The sequence below is a fragment of the Paucidesulfovibrio longus DSM 6739 genome (assembly GCF_000420485.1).
In the GTDB taxonomy this organism is placed as follows: Bacteria; Desulfobacterota; Desulfovibrionia; order Desulfovibrionales; family Desulfovibrionaceae; genus Paucidesulfovibrio; species Paucidesulfovibrio longus.
Map to the genome: position 1 here is coordinate 173,106 of NZ_ATVA01000014.1, position 16,089 is coordinate 189,194.

Consider the following 16,089-nt stretch of genomic DNA (forward strand, 5'->3'; position numbering starts at 1 on the left):
ACCGGACCATTTCCGGCGCGCCGGGGCGGAGGTGCCATGTATAAGCGTTTTCTTCCTTACGCCATCGGGTTGGCCCTGGTTCTGACCGTGCTGCTGCTCTTCCGGACCTGTTCCGGGCGTCCGGCCGAGGGGCTGGAGCAATCCCTGCTCGGCCATTGGCGCACGGCGGACGGCATGGAGATCTACTACGCGCCGGGCAAGGCCGTGGGCGTCAGCTCCGAGGGAACCCGCAGCTACCACCCCTGGCGGGTGCTGCTGGTCAACGAGGAGGATTCCTGGATGAAGATCCTCATCGGCAACAGCGACGGCGAGAACGTCACCAGGGTTTTGCAGTTCAACGAGGACCGCACGGTCTACCGTGCCAGCCGCGCGCCAGGATTCGCGGGCGGGGCCGGGCTGTCCGAGGCGCAATACCTCGACGACAGCCAGAGCCCCTAGCCGGGGCGCGGCTCCGGGACGAGACGGAGCCGCCGACGCGCGACAAGACAAGGCCCCGCACGCCGTATGGTGCGGGGCCTTGTCTTGTCGGGGCCGCGGGCGGAAAGGGCGGCGGCTAGAGCAGCTTTTCGGAATCCGCGGGCAGCAGGGAGACGCGGACCCTGCCGGAGTCGCACGCGAAGCGGATGCGCTGCGGTTCCGCGAGGTCGGAAACCTTTTCCGTGCGGAACTGCTTGCGCACGCTCATGCGCTGTTCGCGGACCAGGGTATGGGTCGCCTCGGCGAGCACGTTGCCTTCCGGTCCCAGGAACTGGGTCTTGACCGTCACGAACATGTCGCCGTCGAGGTAGTCGATGCAGTAGGCGTATTCGCCCGGAGCGAGCGGATGCTCCCAGACGCCTCCCTGGCTGATGACGCTTTGGCTGGGTTCCGCGCCCTGCACGGCGAAAGCCGCGCCCGCAAAAGCCAGGATAAGAATCAGGCTTTGAGCGTGTTTAAAGAGAATAGTACGCATAATCAGTAGGCTATCGTTTTTTTGACGTTGAGGGAAAGGCATAGGTATGCGTTCTGGCCCGAAATGTCCACTCCCGACCCCGGAGGCTCACGCCTTGGGGAGAGAAACGATCAATTCCACGGCCGCGCCGCCGAGGGGGCTTTCGTCCACGAGCAGCTCCCCGCCGATGCAGCGGCTGATCTGGCGGGCGATGCCCAGGCCAAGGCCCGCGCCGCCGTGCCGCCGGGTGTAGGAGCCGTCCGCCTGCACAAAGGGGTCGAAGACGGATGTGCGCGATTCTTTGGGAATGCCCGGCCCGCTGTCCTCGACACGGAACGTGGTCCGCACGATGCCGGTCTTGCCCGGTTCCGGCTCCTGGCTGACGAGCACCGCCACGGTGCCTTCCTCGGTGAACTTGATGGCGTTGTCCATGAGCTGGTTGAGGATGCGGCGAATCATGCCTGCGTCGCCTTCCACGTCCTTCAGCGTGCTGCCGTGATCGATGCGGAGTTCGAGATTTTTTTCCTCGGCGAGCGGGGCGTAGGCGGATTCGAGCCCCCGCAGCAGGTCGCGCACGCTGAAGGGCATGTTCTGCAGATTGCTTTCGCAGTCTTCCAGATCGACGTATTCGAGCAGGCGGTCGAGCAGGCCCTGGAGGGTGCGCGCGGAATGCGCCGCCTCCGCGGCCCGGCCGGCATCGTCCTTGTCGAGGCGTCCGCCGATCTCGAGAAGCTGGAGCATGCCGAGAATGCCGTTGAGCGGCGTGCGGAATTCGTGGCCCATGCGCGAAAGGAATTCGCTCTTGACGTGGTTGGCCCTTTCCGCCGCGTCCCTGGCCTCGCGGATGGTGTTCACGGCCTCGGTGTAGGCCGTGACGTCCTGGGCCACTCCGGCGGTGCGCACGACAACGCCGTCGCGGACCACGGGGAAGGTTCGCGCGCGCACCCAGCGGACGCCCTGTTCCGGGTCCAGCACGCGCAGGGTCACGTCCTGGAAGGCCCAGAGGCTCCTTTTGCCGTTCCAGAGAGAATCGGCGATGGGCCGGTCTTCTGGATGGATCACTTCGAGGAGACGTTTCGGGTCCGTGTGCAGCGATTCTCCGGAAAGGCCGAAGATGGGCTGGAAACCGGGGCTGGCGTAGATCAGGCCCTGTCCGTCGTGGAGCCAATAGGCTTCCTCGATGGCCTTGACCAGCTCCCGGAAGCGCTCCCGGCTTTCCTGCAACTCCTCGGTCATGCGCCGCCGTTCGGTCATGTCGCGGACCACGCCCACCACCTGCGTCAGCTTGCCGTCCTGATCCACGATCCCGGAAAAACCGACCACGAGCCAGATGACGGCGCCGTCCTTGCGGCAGCCGCGCAACTCCAGCTTGAGGGGGGATTCTTCGCCCCGGCGCAGTTGTTCCAGGCTCCGCTCGCAGGCTTCCACGTCGTCGGGGTGGGTGAGCAGGGAAAAATGACGCCCCTCCGCCTCGGAAGGCTCGTAGCCGAACATTTCCCGGACCGCAGGGGACATGTAGATGAAGCGTCCGGAAGGGTCGAGGCTGAAGACGATGTCGGCGATGTTGTCCACGATGACCTTGAGGCGCTGCCGATTCTTGTCCAGGTCGGCCTTGAGCCGGATATGCTCGCTGGTGTCCACGGCCATGAACACGAGTCCGTCCGGGTTTCCGGCGGGGTCGCGCATCAGGGTCATGGTGGTCAGGGCGGTGAAGCTGCTCATGTCGCTGCGCAGGTGCAGCATTTCCGCCTGGACGCCTCCCTTGGTGCGGACCTGGCCGAGCATCTCGGCCAGGCGCAGGCCCTCGGCCATGGGGTCGAAGCTTTCTCCGATGTTTTCCATGGGCTCAAGCCCGTCAGGTTCCAGGCCGTGCATCGCGTCCCAGGCCGGGTTGGTGAAGCGGATGCGCCCGTCCAGTTCGGTGACGGCCATGCCGTTGCCGGATTGGTTCAGCGCTTCGCGCAGCCCTTCCATTTCGCGCCGGCTCTTTTCCAGGGGGGTGATGTCGTTGCCGATGCAGAGCACCTCGGAAATCTTGCCGTTCTCGTCGCGCAAGGCCCGGTTGCTCCAGAGCATCCAGACCCGTTCCCCGCTTTTCTTGATGTTTTCGTTCTTGTTCAGTGCGAACTTGTCGATGTCCGCGAGCACGTCGGACCACATGCGCCGCAGATTGCGCCCCTCGGAATCCGTTTCCGGCAGGATGAGTCCGAGCAGGTGTCTGTCTTGGATTTCCTCCTGGGTGTAGCCGAAAAAAGCGAGCCCGTAGCTGTTGATGAAGTTGATGCGTCCTTCCGGATTGACGCGCAGGATGACGCTGTTGGCCCCTTCCACCAGCGTGGAGTAAATGTTTTCGCGCTCCCGCAGCGCCGTTTCCGCCTTCACGCGGCGGGTCGCGTCCAGCAGGAATGCCGAGGCGTAGCGCACCTGCCCGTTGCGGACCACCGGATTGTAGACGACCTCGATGTATCGGCCCTTCATGGAAGGGAGAGGAACCACGGCCCGGCCGTAGACCGTTTCTCCGGCGAAGCAGCGGTTCAGGTTCGGACGGATGATCTGCTCGTGGATGTCCCGGCCCCAGATCTCCGAGACGTGCTTTCCGGCGATCCTTTCCGGCGGGATGTCCAGCATCCGGCCGTAGGCGTCGTTCACGGCGACGTAGACATGCCTTTCATTGATCAGGGCCATGGCGTCGCCGCAGGAATCCAGTCCCAGTCCCAGAAGCTGGACGCGGCGATAGCGTCTGATCCACAGGGTCAGCCACCAGACGGCGAAGACCAAAACCGGAGCCACGGCAAGGAAGAGCCAGCCGAAGATTTCTTCGGTCTGCAAGGGGCCGAGGGGGGCCGCGTTCGCCGTGGCCGCCGCGAGCAGGAGCGCGCAGACGGCGGCTGCGCCCGCGCGCAGGAAACCCGCCGTGCGCGGCTTCCCGCCTGGGACCGCAAGGCTTGCCGGAAAAGGGATCCCGCCGATGCGCTGTTTGGAAACGTTCATTGCGGATTCTTATACTTGATTCGACTCGCGCCGTCAGCCTTTGCGGGCGGAACGCGAAACGCCGCCGAAAAAAAAGGCCCCTTGCGGGGCCTGGAGGGTGAGGGAATGTCGGAACAGACGGGAGGGGTCAGCCCGCCTGGATTTCGATCTTGCGGGGCAGGGCCTTGTCCGCCTTGGGCAGGTCCAGTACCAGGACGCCGTCCTTGAGATTGGCGGAAATCTTTTCGCGGTCCACAAGGTCGGAGATGGAGATGGTTCGTGCGAACTCCACGGGACCGAACTCCACTTCCGCGTAGCGTTCCTCCGCGCCCCCGAACTCGCCGGTCTTGCCGCTGACGAGCAGCTCGTTCTCCCGCAGGTCCAGGACCAGGTTTTCCTTGCGCACGCCGGGCACGTCCATGATCACGTGGAACCCGTCCTCGCGCTCGAAAATGTCGGTGGCGGGGCGGACCCGGGGCAGCGCTCGCGCTTCGTTCTTTTTGATCTCATTGCTCATGCCGCACCTCCTTAGGACGCTTCGATGCTGATCTTGCGGGGTCTGGCTTCTTCCGCGCGCGGCAGGGTGACGCTGAGCACGCCGTCCGCGAGCGAAGCCCTGACCTTGTCCCTGTCCACGGGAACATTGAGCCGGACAACGCGCTGAAACGAGCCTGCCGGCCGTTCCTGGCGGTAGTACTTCCCTTCGGGAGCCTTGCGCTCGCCCTTGATGACCAGGCTCTTGTCCGTGAGGGTCAGGTCGATGTCGTCCAGGCTCAGGCCGGGAGCCTGGCAGCGCACGAACACGGTGTGTCCGTCTTCGCTGAGGTTCAGCGGGGGATAGGCCATCTGCCGGAACTCCGGGAACGGGTTTTTGAACAGATCCTCGAAAACCCGGTCGAAACGACCCGGAAACGGGTATAACGTATTGAAGTCCAACACCATGTCATACCTCCTTTGTTGTAATCTCACGAGCAAAGAAATAGGTACGCGCATGGAATTGTCAACAGGGTGTGCAAAAAAATGAGGGCGGGGGTGAAGCTGTTTGGAAAGCTGGTGAAAAACAAGAGAAAGGCCCCGGTCCGGAAGCCGGGGCCTGGGTGCGCGATCAGCGGCTGCCCTGCCATTGCGCTTCGGGCACGCTTTCTTCCACCAGCATGACGGGGATGCCGTCTCTGACGGGGTAGACCACCTCGCAGGCCGCGCAGAGCAGCCCGTCGCGGTCCGGGCAGGGAAGCAGTCCGCCCTTGCATTTCGGGCAGGCCAGCAGTTTGAGCATTTCCTCATCCAGGGGCATGTTCACTCCTTGTCGCTTTCGTTGTCTTGCTCCGGGGCTGCGTCCGCGTCTTTCTCGACCACGGCGCCGGCCCGGATGGCGGAAATGTATTCCTCGAGCAGGTCCGCCGCCTTGGCGCTCTCCACGGGGCGGGAAAACATGAAGCCCTGCACGTCGTCGCAGTGCATGTCCCGGAGCATTTCGAACTGGCCCATTTCCTCGACGCCCTCGGCCACCACGCGCAGGCCCAGGTTGCGGGCCAGGGCGATGATGGTGCCCACGATCTCGCGGTTTTCCAGTTCGTTCCTGCCGCCGCTGATGAAGGAGCGGTCGATCTTGAGATAGTCCACCGGGAAGCGCTGGAGGTAGGAAAGGGAGGAATATCCGGTGCCGAAGTCGTCGATCATGAGCTTGATGCCCAGCTCCTTGAGTCTGCGGAGCTTCGCGGAAGCGCCGTCCGCGTCTTCCATGAGCACGCTTTCGGTGATCTCCAGCTTGAGGAAACAGGGGGAGAGCCCTTCCTCTTCCAGGGTGCCGCGGATGAATTCCACGAGATCGGACTGGGCGAACTGGCGCGCGGAAATGTTCACGCTCACGCTGACGTCGTCGGAGCAGGTCGCGCCCGTGCGCCAGGCGGCCATCTGCCGACAGGCTTCCCGCAGCACCCAGCGGCCCAGGGGGATGATCAATCCCGTCTCTTCCGCCAGGGGGATGAACTCCAGCGGGCCGATAAGGCCCTTTTCCGGATGGTTCCAGCGCACCAGGGCCTCGAAGCCCTGAATTTCGCTGCTCATGGCGGAGTAGATGGGCTGGTAGTGCAGGACGAACTGGCCCTCGTCCAAGGCCCGGCGCATCTCCGCCTCCATGCGGCCCAGCTCCGCGGCCTGGGTGTGCATGCGTCTGTTGAAGACCAGACGGGGGCGGTTGCGCTCCTTGGACTGGTACATGGCGATGTCCGCGTCGCGGAGGATGTCGTCGGCGCTCTCGTAGTCGCGGGTGTCCAGCACGATGCCGATGCTGGCGCTGGTGTGCAGCTCCTGGCCTTCCAGCAGCACGGGCTCGTCGAGCATCTTGGTGATCCTGTCCGCCACCTGGATGACCTCGCGCGGGCTTTCGAATTCCTCCAGGAGCACGGCGAACTCGTCCCCGCCGAGGCGGGCCACGGTGTCCACGGTGCGGATGCAGGAGAGCAGCCGCAGGGCGATGGTCATCAGCAGCTGGTCGCCGATCTGGTGGCCGTGGGTGTCGTTGATGCGCTTGAAGCGGTTCAGGTCGATCATCATGGCCGCGAAATGGTAGTCGTCCCTGCGCTTGAGCCGTTCCAGGGCGTGGGCCAGCCGTTCCATGTACAGGCTGCGGTTGGGCAGGGACGTCAGGGAGTCGTGGAAGGCCTGGTGCGAAAGCTGGCGTTCGAAGCTCTTGCGCTCAGTGATGTCCTGGTAGATGTAATAGGCGCCGGCGATCTGCTCCCCGAAACGCAGCGGGTAGCCCACGATGGAAACGGGGACGTGCTTGCCGTCCGCGTGGCGGCGGACGCTTTCCTTGTGGATGGACCGGCCCATGAAGATGGTCCGGTGGAAGGCCTCGCCTTCGCTGATGAGCTTTTCCGGCACGAGGAGGCTTCGCCCGCGCCTGCCCTTGGTCTGTTCGGCATCGTAGCCGAACATGGCCGTGAATCCGGGGTTCACGTCGAGAATCAGGCCGTCCGGGTCCACGAGCATGATGGCCAGCGGCGAGCTTTCGAAAAGCTGTTGGAAGTAGGCGCGCTGGCGTGCCAGCTCCAGCTCTGCGGCGCGGCGCTTGGTGATGTCCACGGCGGAGCCTTCGAAGCAGACCGGATTGCCGCTCTCGTCGCGGTGGACCCGCACGTTTCCGGAAATCCAGATGGTTTCACCGTCCTTGCGGCGGACCATGACCTCGTAGTCCGAGAGCGAGGCGTTCTCATCAAGCGCGAGCATGGACCGCTCGCGCGCTTCCGTCGTGAGGTAGATATCCTTGCCGATGTCCGTCACGGAGTTCATGAGTTCCTCGGCGCTGTCGAATCCGAGCATCCTGGCCATGGCGGGGTTGGCGGTCAGGAACCGGCCCTCCGGCGTGGTCTGGAACAAGCCCTCCACGGCGTTCTCGAAGATTCCGCGATAGCGCTGCTCGGCGTCGCGGATCTTCTGCTCGGCCAGCAGCCTGTCCGTGACGTCTTCGAACATTTCGATGGCCGCGGTGACTTCGCCCGTGACGTTCTTGACCGGGCTGGCGACCACGCGGAAGTGCCGCAACTCGCCGCGCACGGCGAGCAGCGCGGTCTTTTCGTGGCTTTGGCCGTCTTCGAAGGTCTGCTGCACGGCGCAGACCTCGCAGGGCAGCGAGCCGGGGGCCAGCAATTGATGGCAGGCGGGCTTGCCCGTGGCGTCCAGGTCGGGAAACCATTGCAGCATCTGGCGGTTCAGGGCCGCGATTTCCTTGTCCGGCTTGATCAGGGCCACGCCCGTGGTGATGTTGTCCACGAGGCTGCGGTAGAGCCGTTCCTGTTCGCCGAGCGCACGGATCAGAGATTCGCGGTGCTGCCAGATGTCCTGGCGCTCGCGCCCGGCGGCCCGCGCCTGGAAGATGATGTATCCGGCAAGGGCCAGCCCCGCCGCGAGAATGCCGAGGGAAGCCAGGGTCATGTCGCGGCGCACCGAGTTCAGCTCGGAGTGCACGTCGTCCACGTAGACGCCCGTGCCCACGATCCAGCGCCAGGGGGCGTATCCCTTGACGTAGGAGATCTTGAGCCGTTCCCCGCCGGGCTTGTCCTTCCATTGCCAGTAGTATTCGGCGAAGCCCTCGCCCCGGTTGCGGACGATGTCCGCGAAGAGGGCGAAGACCTGGGTGCCCTCGCGGTCGTGGAAGTCGGAGAGGTCGCGGTTTTCCAGGTCCGGGCGATAGGGGTGCATGACAACCCGCCCATCGTAGTCGCTGATCCAGAAATAGTCTTTGTTCTCCGGTCCGTAGCGCATGGTCCGCAGCTGCCGCATGGCGGCCTCGCGGGCTTCGGCCCCGGTCATGCGCCCGGTCTGCTCCATGGCTCCGTAAGAAGAGAGAATGGTGTAGGCGGCTTCTGTCAGGCGGCGGCAGGATTCCCGCTTCTGGTTCATGAAGCCCTGCTCGAAGGCGGGCAAGAAATAGAAGTGCATGGCGCCCACGAAAAGAGCCACCGTGAGAAGGGCGGGGAGTGCGATGCGGAGTTGCAGGGTTTCCGGCGACCTGCCCTGCCGGAGAGTGTTCGTCATAGGCATCTGCTCGGTGCGGTCTGAAATCTACCCCAATTAGCTTTCAAAGCTAGCGAAGCGGCTGAAAGAGGGCAAGCAGAATGTGACGATGACGTTGCCGGCCGCGCAGGCCGGAAAAACGGCGGGCGCAGGCGCATGGGCGCGGGCCGCCGCCGCATGGCCGCCCGGCCGGGGGATTCGCAGGCGGGGACGGCGCAGGAAAGCGGTTATCGGAAAGTTCTCGATATTTTGTGCAACGTGCTGGAATTGCATTGAGCTTATGCACGAATGCTATTCGATCGTTGACCCGTTCGGGGGATTGGTCTATGCTTGCTGCAAATTCGGCGCGCTGCCGTGGCCTGGGGGGAACGGCGCTGCGCCGCCATGGGGGTGGTCTGTGGACGGGTATAAGAAAATCATTGTATTCGGATGCCTGCTCCTGGCGGGCGGGTACTTCCTGCCGTGGACCCTGGCCCAGGGGGAACCGCAGACCGGGTTCAGCCTCGTGGCCGAGGGATTTTCCACGCTCCGGCCCATGTACGAAGCGGGAATCTACGACCAGAGCTATGTTCTCGACTTCGCGGCGCTGGCCCTGCCGGGTTTGGCGGCGATCCTGGCCTTTCTTTACTGCATGGTCAAGCCGCTGAACAGGAACGGCTCCCTGGCGACCCTGGTCTTTCTTCTGCCCGCGCTGACGCTCGCGGCCGTGCACGGCTATCTGTTCGCGGCCGAGGGGAGCGCCTCGCACCCCCTGCTTCGGGAGCTCTACGGCTCGTTGCACACGATGGTCTTCGACCTGCGCCAGACGGGCGGCCTCTGGCTGGTCCATTTCGGCGCGCTTTTGATGTTCCTCGGCCGGGCGACCCGCAGGCCGGCCCAGCGCGGCGGGCTGCGCTAGGCTATTCGTGCCGTCTCCTTTCCGGGCTCCATGGCCTTGCCCCGGCGGCGTCCGTTTCGGCCGGGAACCCTTGCGTACTCCGGGGAGCATGATGTACTGCCCGGAGAAGCGGTTCCCGACGAAACAGGGTCGTGCCGACTCCGCATCCTTCCAGGCTACGCCGTGCGCGGCGCCCATTTCCGCGTCCGGGCGGTCCGGCCCATAACCGCACGGCGGCAACCCCGCAAAGGACATCATCCATGACCATTGATCTGCACGCGCATACAACGGCCTCCGACGGCACGCTCAGTCCCCGCGAGCTGGTGGCCCTGGCCAAGAAGACCGGCCTGAAGGCCGTGGCCGTCACGGACCACGACACCGTGAGCGGGCTGGCCGAGGCCCTGGAGGCCGGACGCGAACTTGGCCAGGAAGTCATTCCGGGCTGCGAGCTGTCCGTCGGTGAAGGACGGCAGTCCATGCACATCGTGGGGCTCTGGCTCACGCCCGAGGCCCCGAAGCTGCGCGAGGCCCTGGAGTTCGTCATCCGCGAGCGCGGCAACCGCAACCACAAGATCATCGCCAAGCTCAACGAGCTTGGGCTGGACATCACCTATGAAGAGGTCGCGGAACGGGCCGGGGGAACCGTGGGCAGGCCGCACATGGCCCAGGCTCTGATGGCCAGGGGCTTGGTTTCCAGCGTGAACGAAGCCTTCGAGAAATACATCGGCAACAGCGGCGCGGCCTACGTTCCGCGCACCCGGCTGAGCCCGGCCCAGGCCCTGGAGGTTCTGCGCGCCGAAGGCGCGACCCCGATCCTGGCCCATCCCTACCTCCTCCAGCTGCCCCTGAGTCAACTGGAAGTGCGCCTGCGCGAGCTCATGGACCTGGGCCTGGAAGGCATGGAGGTCTATTACACCGAGCATTCCAACGACATCCGCCGGGCGTATCGCGCCCTGGCCGACCGTTTGGGCCTGCTGGTCAGCGGCGGCTCGGACTTCCACGGCTCGGTCAAGCCGGGAATCCACCTCGGACGGGGCAAGGGCGATCTTTACGTGGACGACAATCTGCTGGAGGCCATGAAGGCCCATCGCAGGGAGCGGGGACAATGGGTCTAGACGCAGCCGAGCGCGGGCCGGAGCTGCTGGCTCCGGCGGGCAACCTGGAAAAGCTGGAAACCGCCGTGCTGTATGGCGCGGACGCGGTCTATCTCGGAGGCAAGGCGCTGAACCTGCGCACGGGAGCGGGCTTCGACGAGGAGCAGCTCAAGCGCGGCATCGGCCACGCCAGGGCCAACGGGGTCAAGACCTATTACCTTCTCAACGCCTACCCGCGCGAAAACCAGCTCCGGGCCGTGGAGGCCCAGCTGGATCTCGTCCAGAAGCTCTGCGCGCTGGGCAAGGGGCCGGACGCGGTCATCGCGGCGGACCTCGGCGTGATCCGGCGCGTGCGGCGGCGTCTGCCGGACCTGCCGCTGCATGTGAGCACCCAGGCCAACACCATGAACAGCCAGGCCGCGCTCTTCTGGCGCGACTTCGGCGCGGCGCGGGTGAACCTGGCCCGCGAGATGCGCTCCGAAGAGCTCAAGGAGATGCTCGCGGTCTGCCGCCGCCTGGACCCGCCCCTGGAGCTGGAAGTCTTCGTGCACGGAGCGCAGTGCATGGCGCTTTCGGGCCGCTGCTACATGTCCGCCTATCTCAACGACCGTTCCGGCAACTCCGGGCGCTGCTCCCACCCCTGCCGCTACGAGTACCGGGTCACGGGGCTGCGCGTGGAGGAGGAAACCCGCAAGGGCAAGCCCATGTGGGAACTGGAGGAGCTGGAAGACGGCGCCGGGGAGAACTTCACCCAGTTTTACGCCGCGGAAGACCTCTGCCTGCTGCATTATCTCGACTGGCTGCGGCGCATGGGCGTGGCCGCCTTGAAGATCGAGGGCAGGAACAAAAGCTCGGCCTATCTGGCCCAGGTCACGGACGCCTACGCCTCGGCCCTGCGCGATCTGCGCGAGGCCAAAGCGCCTTTTCACCCGGAAACCTATCTCGCCGAACTGGTCAATGCCTCGTCCCGTCCGCTCACGCGGGGGTTTTTCGACGCCGGGGAAAAGCAGCCCATCGCCCAGCCGCCCGCGGCGGAATATGCCCGGCCCGTGCTCGCGCGGATCGAGGAGGAGCTGAGCGACGGGCGCTGGCGGGTGGAGGTCAAGCACCGCTGGGACGTGCTCGGCTTTCCGGTGGAGATTCTCGTGCCCGGCCTGGAGCGGCCCGGTCTCCCTCTGGAGGACTTCGGCCTGGAGGACGAGAACGGAGAGGCGCTTTCCGTGGTCCATCCGGGGCAGCGCGCCGTGTTCATCAGCGAGCGGCCTGAATTCCGCAAGGGCATCTTTCTGCGCAAGGCCTGGACCTTCGACATCTAAGGAAGTATTCTGCCGCAAACCGGCAGCCCGTTCCCTTCATCCGTCTGCCACAGGGAGGAATCCGATCATGTCCACGCCGCGCGCGACGAGCATCTTCCGCCGTCGAATCCCTTGCGTCCCCGTGCTTCTGCTCCTGCTCGCCCTGCCCGTGTGCGCTGCGCTGGCCGCGGAAGCGGGCAAAGGCGTGGAGCTGCACACCGGCTCGCCGGACTTTTTCGCCCAGGCCACCTCGGACGGAGTGCCGCCGGACTTTCTCTCCTCGCGCAGCGTGTCCGCGCGCATCGTGCAGTACAACCGCCCCCTGGTGGACATGCTCTCCGAGGCGGAAGGCGAACTGACCTACGTGCAGCTCAAGAACGGACACGCCCTGCACCGCAGCTACTATTCTCCGGCGGACGGCAGGATCAACCAGGTGGAGTACCGCTTCGTCTACCATCCCGAGACCAAGGAAGCCGAGCTGACGGATATTCTCGTCAACGGCAAGCTCCAGGACAATTACGATTTTTACGACTTCGCGGACGATCTTTGCCGTCCCGGCCGCCCCTAGCGGGGCATGGGGGACCGCTGCCGCGCTCGCGCGGGCGGCGGCTGCAAGAAGGTGAAGAACGCGGACGTGCATGGGGGCTGCCTGAGCGCGAGCCGGGCAGGCATGGACGGGAAACAGCGGGCCGATGAGGCCGGATTGCGATTCGGAAGGAAAGGGCGGGCGCGGCGGCCCGTTCGGCAGGATTCCTGAAGACAAAAGAGTTGCGCAGCTGGCCGGTTTTCCCGGCGGTTCCCCGGCTTATCGCCCTGGAGACTGATGCTGCGCATTCATGTGTTGTGTGGGGCGGCTCCATCCGCCAGTATGTTCTGCTCGGTTTCTATTTCTTTCTACCCTCCGTTGCGGTTGGCGACCTGTTCCTCAGCCTCGATTACATGATAAGCCCGCCAGCCTGGAAGTCAAGATTCCAGGGGCGGAAAATCGCATTTTTTGAGAGAAAAAGTGAATGATGGCGGGCAAATAAAAGTGCGCGGGGTCCGGTGACCGGCTTGCCGTGACCGCTGGTTTTCGGGTCTCGGCTGGTTTACCGCGCACAGCTCATGGTAGCAGCTTGGGGCGACTCAATTCGCCACATGTCGAGAAAAGCTTCGGTGTCTATTTCCTCCTACCCTCCGTTGATGTTCTTGCAGGCATCTCCGGCGAGGCTGCCGAAGCGCTCTCCAAGTTTGATTCCATCATATTCCCCTCATGGTTTCGTGTCCAGAATATTCCAGGAACCCGCACCAGTCGTATCCGCATGGTGAACAGGCAGTTGCGCGAGCGCGCGAAAAAAAGTTGCGTTGTCGGAGCAGGCAGGGGGTCGAAAACGGCATTCGGGCGCATGATTCGGCCCGTGCGCGCAGCCGGGAGCGCAAAGGCTCGATTTGTCCGGCGGCGCTGGGATGGGGCGCTCCTGCGGCGCAGGTTTTCCCAATGTTCGCAGGAGAATGCGAAGCGCCTGGTCCGCAGGCGCAATAGACAGGGCACGGCCAAGACTCCGGCGGCCCGCTTCAGAGCCGTCGGCCCGTGGCCGGCCGCCTGCTTCCCATTGTTCGTCGGGCGACGCGAGCGGTCTATTCGTCGCCGAAGGGATCCGCGATCAGGCTGGCGACCCTGTCCGCGTTCAGGCTGTGCATTTCGCCGAGTCCTTCGAGATCCATGCCCAGGCTGTCCGAGGGAGCGGCGCTTTGCTGGGCTTCTTCGGGGACGGCCACGCGCGCGGCGCGGGCTTCCTGCATCTTCTGCGGGGCCAGGTTTTCCAGGGAAAGACGGTCGATGTTGCTGATCTGCATGAGCGTTCCTCCTTTGCGTTGCCCGGAATGAAGCAAGGAACGTGCTGTAGGGAATGAATGCAATTATTTCATATGGTTGATATTCAGAAGACGGCAACTCCTGCCGGGTTCGCGCCTGCGCGCCGCAGATTCGGGCCGCGCGCCCGGCAACACAGGGACGAAATCAAGCACGTATCAGGGGGCTGTCCCGACTTCGGGTCCGAAACGCATGGCGCCTGCGTGCGCAAGCGGCCCCTTCGCGGCGTGTCGCGCAAGCTATTTTTGGGACCGGGCAAGGGCTGCGTTGCCCGCATGGAGCGCACGGTCCGCGGCATGCATAAATGAAGTCCATTCAAAATCGTCTGTCATTATTATTTGTATTTCAGTTGCATGCGAAATCGTCGCTTGTCGGTTGGCGTATGGTGTCGGCATGTGATCTCGGCCTGGGATGTCGCCCGGCGGAGCGGCGTGTCGCGTGCAAGACTGGTGCGGACTGGTGCAAGGTCAGCGCGCGGCAGTGCCGGACGCCCCTGCGAGCACGTCCGCGAAGAAGCGCTGGAGCGCGTCGTCGTACACAGGTCCGGAGAGCAGAAACCCCTCATTGTGCCCGCCCTGGAGTTCCTGGAAGACCTTGGGCCCCTGGTAGCTTTCATAGAGTTCCCGGCCCAGGGCAAAGGGCACGATCTCGTCTTCCGGGCTGTGGATGAAGAGGATGGGCAGGCCCATGCGCGCCAGCGCGTCCAGGCGGGAGAGCGTGTCGTACCGGAAGCGGGAGAGCGCCCGCACGGGCAGAAAAGGATAGAGGCGTGCGCCCATGTCCGGGACGGAGGTGAAGGTGGATTCGAGCACGAGCCCGACCGGGCGGACCGTTTCCGCAAGCTGCGCGGCTACGGCTCCTCCCAGGGAACGGCCCATGACCACCACGCGGCCGGGCTTCTCTCCGCGTTCGTTCAGAAGCCAGTCCCAGCAGGCGCGCGCGTCCGCATAGGTTCCGGCCTCGGAGGGGCGGCCTTCGCTCTCGCCGTAGCCCTGGTAGTCGAAGAGCAGCACGTTCATGCCCAGGCGGTGCAGGATCAGCGCGGTTTCCAGGCGATGGCCGAGGTTTCCCGCGTTGCCGTGGCAGAAGAGCGCGGTGCCGCGTCCGCCCGGCCCCAGGTCCGTCGTGGGCATGCGGTCCGGCTCGGCAGGGATGAACCAGGCTTCGATGCGCGCGCCGGAATCGGAAGAAAGCCGGAGCCGTTCATAGGCGAGGCCCACGTCCGAAGGCGTGGACTGCACTCCCCGCATGGGTTGGTAGATCAGCCGGGATTGAAAGACCGCCAAAAAAGCAGCCAGCCCGATCCAGAGCGCGGCGGCCAGGGCGAATGCACCGCCGAGGCCCCATTTCATGATCGAAGCGAGGGTGTTCATGCGTCTTCGCGGGGCATGGGCCGCAATGTCGGGTTCGGACGCAGCCGCGCGTGCGCGCGAAAGAGGGCGGCGCAGCGTTCGCACCCGGACTCCGACAGCCCGCACATGCCGTGGCAGAGGGTGAGCTGGTCGTAGAAGTTTGCGGGCAGGGACGCATTGGGCACGTCGTAGCGGTCCGCGAATTCGCCGAGGGTGTCCAGCAGGTCGAGCAGATTGCCGTCGTAGCTCCGGTCCAGATAGGCGGTCACGGCCCGCCGCAGGAAAGCGGGCCCGCCGTTGTTGCGCCCGCATATCTTGATCAGGTCCGCGCAATCCTCCACCTTGTCGAGGTCTTCGGGCCGCAGAAAGGGCGAGGAAAACAGGCGTTCCGGCTTTTCCAGCACGCTGCGGATGCAGCCGAAGTCGCGGTTGAGCGCAAAGGTGCGTTCGGCATGGCCGGACAGGTGTCCCAGGGCTATGAGCGCGTCGTGGGAAGGCTTGTGCGGGCAGTGGGGCAGGCAGCCCTCGTTGGCGAGCAGGCCGACGCGCAGGTCGGGATGCCTGCGGCGCAGGGCCTCGCGCACGCGGCGCAGTTCGGTCGGCCGCCGGTTCAGGCTGCGGTCCAGGATCACGCGGGACGGCTGCTTGAACCCGCATTCGCGCACAAAGCCCAGCAGAGCCGTGACCTTGTCCTCGTGGTCCAGGAGGCGGTTCACGCCGGGCACGGCTTCCAGATGGGCGCAGAGCGCGGGGGCGACGTCGTGCAGGGCGCGCAGGAGGTAGGCGTCCACCCAGATCAGCCCGCGCACCTCGGCCCCTTCCAGGAGCAGGCGCAACAGATTGGCCACGGAGCGCATCCGCTCCCGGTCGTGGTAATGCGCTTCGCCGTGAAAGGCCGCGTTGAGCAGCAGGTATTTGTCCGGCCCCACGATCCTGCCGAGCATCTCGGCGATTTCCAGCGCGTCGCGCCGCTCCAGGGCCGGACGGGCGTCCGCGAGCAGGTCGCTGTAAAGGCTGAAATGCACGGACTCCAGCTCCTGGGCGTTTTCCGCCAGGAAATCGAGATAGCCCGCATGGGGCAGAAATGGCACGTCCAGCAGCACGTCGGGCAGACCTCCTGGTTCTTTGGGTAACGCAAATCCGGACGCAGCGCTACGTCCTGAGTGCCTTTGCCGAAACCGCTCGACCTGGGCGCGTGCG

At 64.9% G+C, this 16,089-nt stretch carries 14 protein-coding genes; 5 read left to right on the forward strand and 9 right to left on the reverse strand.

Going from position 1 to position 16,089, the window contains the following annotated elements:
• The first annotated feature begins 36 nt into the window (after positions 1-36).
• Positions 37-438 carry a hypothetical protein gene (locus G452_RS0109915; RefSeq protein ID WP_022662105.1) on the forward strand — a complete coding sequence of 134 codons (402 nt, stop codon included), beginning with the start codon at positions 37-39 and terminating at the stop codon, positions 436-438.
• Positions 439-553: 115 nt separating this feature from the next.
• On the opposite strand, the gene G452_RS0109920 is transcribed toward G452_RS0109915, so the two are convergent.
• The 6 genes from G452_RS0109920 to G452_RS18925 all read right to left on the reverse strand — a co-directional run bounded on the left by G452_RS0109920 (position 554) and on the right by G452_RS18925 (position 8,440).
• Positions 554-952 carry a hypothetical protein gene (locus tag G452_RS0109920; protein ID WP_155887646.1) on the reverse strand — a complete coding sequence of 133 codons (399 nt, stop codon included), beginning with the start codon at positions 950-952 and terminating at the stop codon, positions 554-556.
• Between the two features lie 87 nt (positions 953-1,039).
• Complete coding sequence (locus G452_RS0109925) at positions 1,040-3,922, reverse strand: PAS domain-containing sensor histidine kinase (RefSeq protein WP_022662107.1); 2,883 nt, start codon at positions 3,920-3,922, stop codon at positions 1,040-1,042.
• Between the two features lie 127 nt (positions 3,923-4,049).
• Positions 4,050-4,418: an Hsp20/alpha crystallin family protein gene (locus G452_RS0109930; protein WP_022662108.1), complete on the reverse strand. Its 369-nt coding sequence runs from the start codon at positions 4,416-4,418 to the stop codon at positions 4,050-4,052.
• An 11-nt stretch (positions 4,419-4,429) separates the two neighbouring features.
• On the reverse strand, positions 4,430-4,843 hold the full coding sequence (locus tag G452_RS0109935) for an Hsp20/alpha crystallin family protein (protein ID WP_022662109.1): 414 nt from the start codon (positions 4,841-4,843) through the stop codon (positions 4,430-4,432).
• Positions 4,844-5,006: 163 nt separating this feature from the next.
• Complete coding sequence (locus G452_RS0109940; RefSeq protein WP_022662110.1) at positions 5,007-5,195, reverse strand: Trm112 family protein; 189 nt, start codon at positions 5,193-5,195, stop codon at positions 5,007-5,009.
• Positions 5,196-5,197: 2 nt separating this feature from the next.
• Positions 5,198-8,440 (reverse strand): EAL domain-containing protein, encoded by a 3,243-nt coding sequence (locus G452_RS18925; RefSeq protein ID WP_022662111.1) that lies wholly within the window; start codon positions 8,438-8,440, stop codon positions 5,198-5,200.
• A gap of 376 nt (positions 8,441-8,816) precedes the next feature.
• Between G452_RS18925 and G452_RS20615 the strand changes: the two genes are divergently transcribed.
• The 4 genes from G452_RS20615 (at position 8,817) to G452_RS0109970 (ending at position 12,253) form a co-directional block, all read left to right on the forward strand.
• Positions 8,817-9,317, forward strand: coding sequence for a hypothetical protein (locus tag G452_RS20615; protein WP_022662113.1), 501 nt, complete (start codon positions 8,817-8,819; stop codon positions 9,315-9,317).
• Between the two features lie 239 nt (positions 9,318-9,556).
• Positions 9,557-10,411, forward strand: coding sequence for a PHP domain-containing protein (locus G452_RS0109960; protein WP_022662114.1), 855 nt, complete (start codon positions 9,557-9,559; stop codon positions 10,409-10,411).
• On the forward strand, positions 10,402-11,706 hold the full coding sequence (locus G452_RS0109965; RefSeq protein ID WP_022662115.1) for a U32 family peptidase: 1,305 nt from the start codon (positions 10,402-10,404) through the stop codon (positions 11,704-11,706). The genes G452_RS0109960 and G452_RS0109965 overlap by 10 nt, the downstream gene beginning before the upstream one ends.
• Before the next feature lie 67 nt (positions 11,707-11,773).
• Positions 11,774-12,253, forward strand: a complete 480-nt coding sequence (locus G452_RS0109970; RefSeq protein WP_022662116.1) for a hypothetical protein — start codon at positions 11,774-11,776, stop codon at positions 12,251-12,253.
• 1,049 nt (positions 12,254-13,302) lie between these two features.
• Here G452_RS0109970 and G452_RS0109975 read toward each other — a convergent pair.
• The 3 genes from G452_RS0109975 to G452_RS18935 form a co-directional block, all read right to left on the reverse strand.
• Complete coding sequence (locus G452_RS0109975; RefSeq protein ID WP_022662117.1) at positions 13,303-13,521, reverse strand: hypothetical protein; 219 nt, start codon at positions 13,519-13,521, stop codon at positions 13,303-13,305.
• A gap of 483 nt (positions 13,522-14,004) precedes the next feature.
• The gene (locus tag G452_RS0109980; protein ID WP_022662118.1) at positions 14,005-14,910 is read right to left on the reverse strand and encodes an alpha/beta hydrolase; all 906 of its coding nucleotides are present in this window, start codon (positions 14,908-14,910) and stop codon (positions 14,005-14,007) included.
• Complete coding sequence (locus tag G452_RS18935) at positions 14,907-15,992, reverse strand: hypothetical protein (protein WP_022662119.1); 1,086 nt, start codon at positions 15,990-15,992, stop codon at positions 14,907-14,909. Before G452_RS18935 ends, G452_RS0109980 begins: the two co-directional genes overlap by 4 nt.
• Positions 15,993-16,089: the final 97 nt, after the last annotated feature.

Coding starts and splice junctions, on each gene's coding strand:
- G452_RS0109915 (WP_022662105.1), top strand. CDS start 37: ATGTATAAGCGTTTTCTTCCTTACGCCATCGGGTTGGCCCTGGTTCTG.
- G452_RS0109920 (WP_155887646.1), bottom strand. CDS start 952: ATGCGTACTATTCTCTTTAAACACGCTCAAAGCCTGATTCTTATCCTG.
- G452_RS0109925 (WP_022662107.1), bottom strand. CDS start 3,922: ATGAACGTTTCCAAACAGCGCATCGGCGGGATCCCTTTTCCGGCAAGC.
- G452_RS0109930 (WP_022662108.1), bottom strand. CDS start 4,418: ATGAGCAATGAGATCAAAAAGAACGAAGCGCGAGCGCTGCCCCGGGTC.
- G452_RS0109935 (WP_022662109.1), bottom strand. CDS start 4,843: ATGGTGTTGGACTTCAATACGTTATACCCGTTTCCGGGTCGTTTCGAC.
- G452_RS0109940 (WP_022662110.1), bottom strand. CDS start 5,195: ATGCCCCTGGATGAGGAAATGCTCAAACTGCTGGCCTGCCCGAAATGC.
- G452_RS18925 (WP_022662111.1), bottom strand. CDS start 8,440: ATGACGAACACTCTCCGGCAGGGCAGGTCGCCGGAAACCCTGCAACTC.
- G452_RS0109960 (WP_022662114.1), top strand. CDS start 9,557: ATGACCATTGATCTGCACGCGCATACAACGGCCTCCGACGGCACGCTC.
- G452_RS0109965 (WP_022662115.1), top strand. CDS start 10,402: ATGGGTCTAGACGCAGCCGAGCGCGGGCCGGAGCTGCTGGCTCCGGCG.
- G452_RS0109970 (WP_022662116.1), top strand. CDS start 11,774: ATGTCCACGCCGCGCGCGACGAGCATCTTCCGCCGTCGAATCCCTTGC.
- G452_RS0109975 (WP_022662117.1), bottom strand. CDS start 13,521: ATGCAGATCAGCAACATCGACCGTCTTTCCCTGGAAAACCTGGCCCCG.
- G452_RS0109980 (WP_022662118.1), bottom strand. CDS start 14,910: ATGAACACCCTCGCTTCGATCATGAAATGGGGCCTCGGCGGTGCATTC.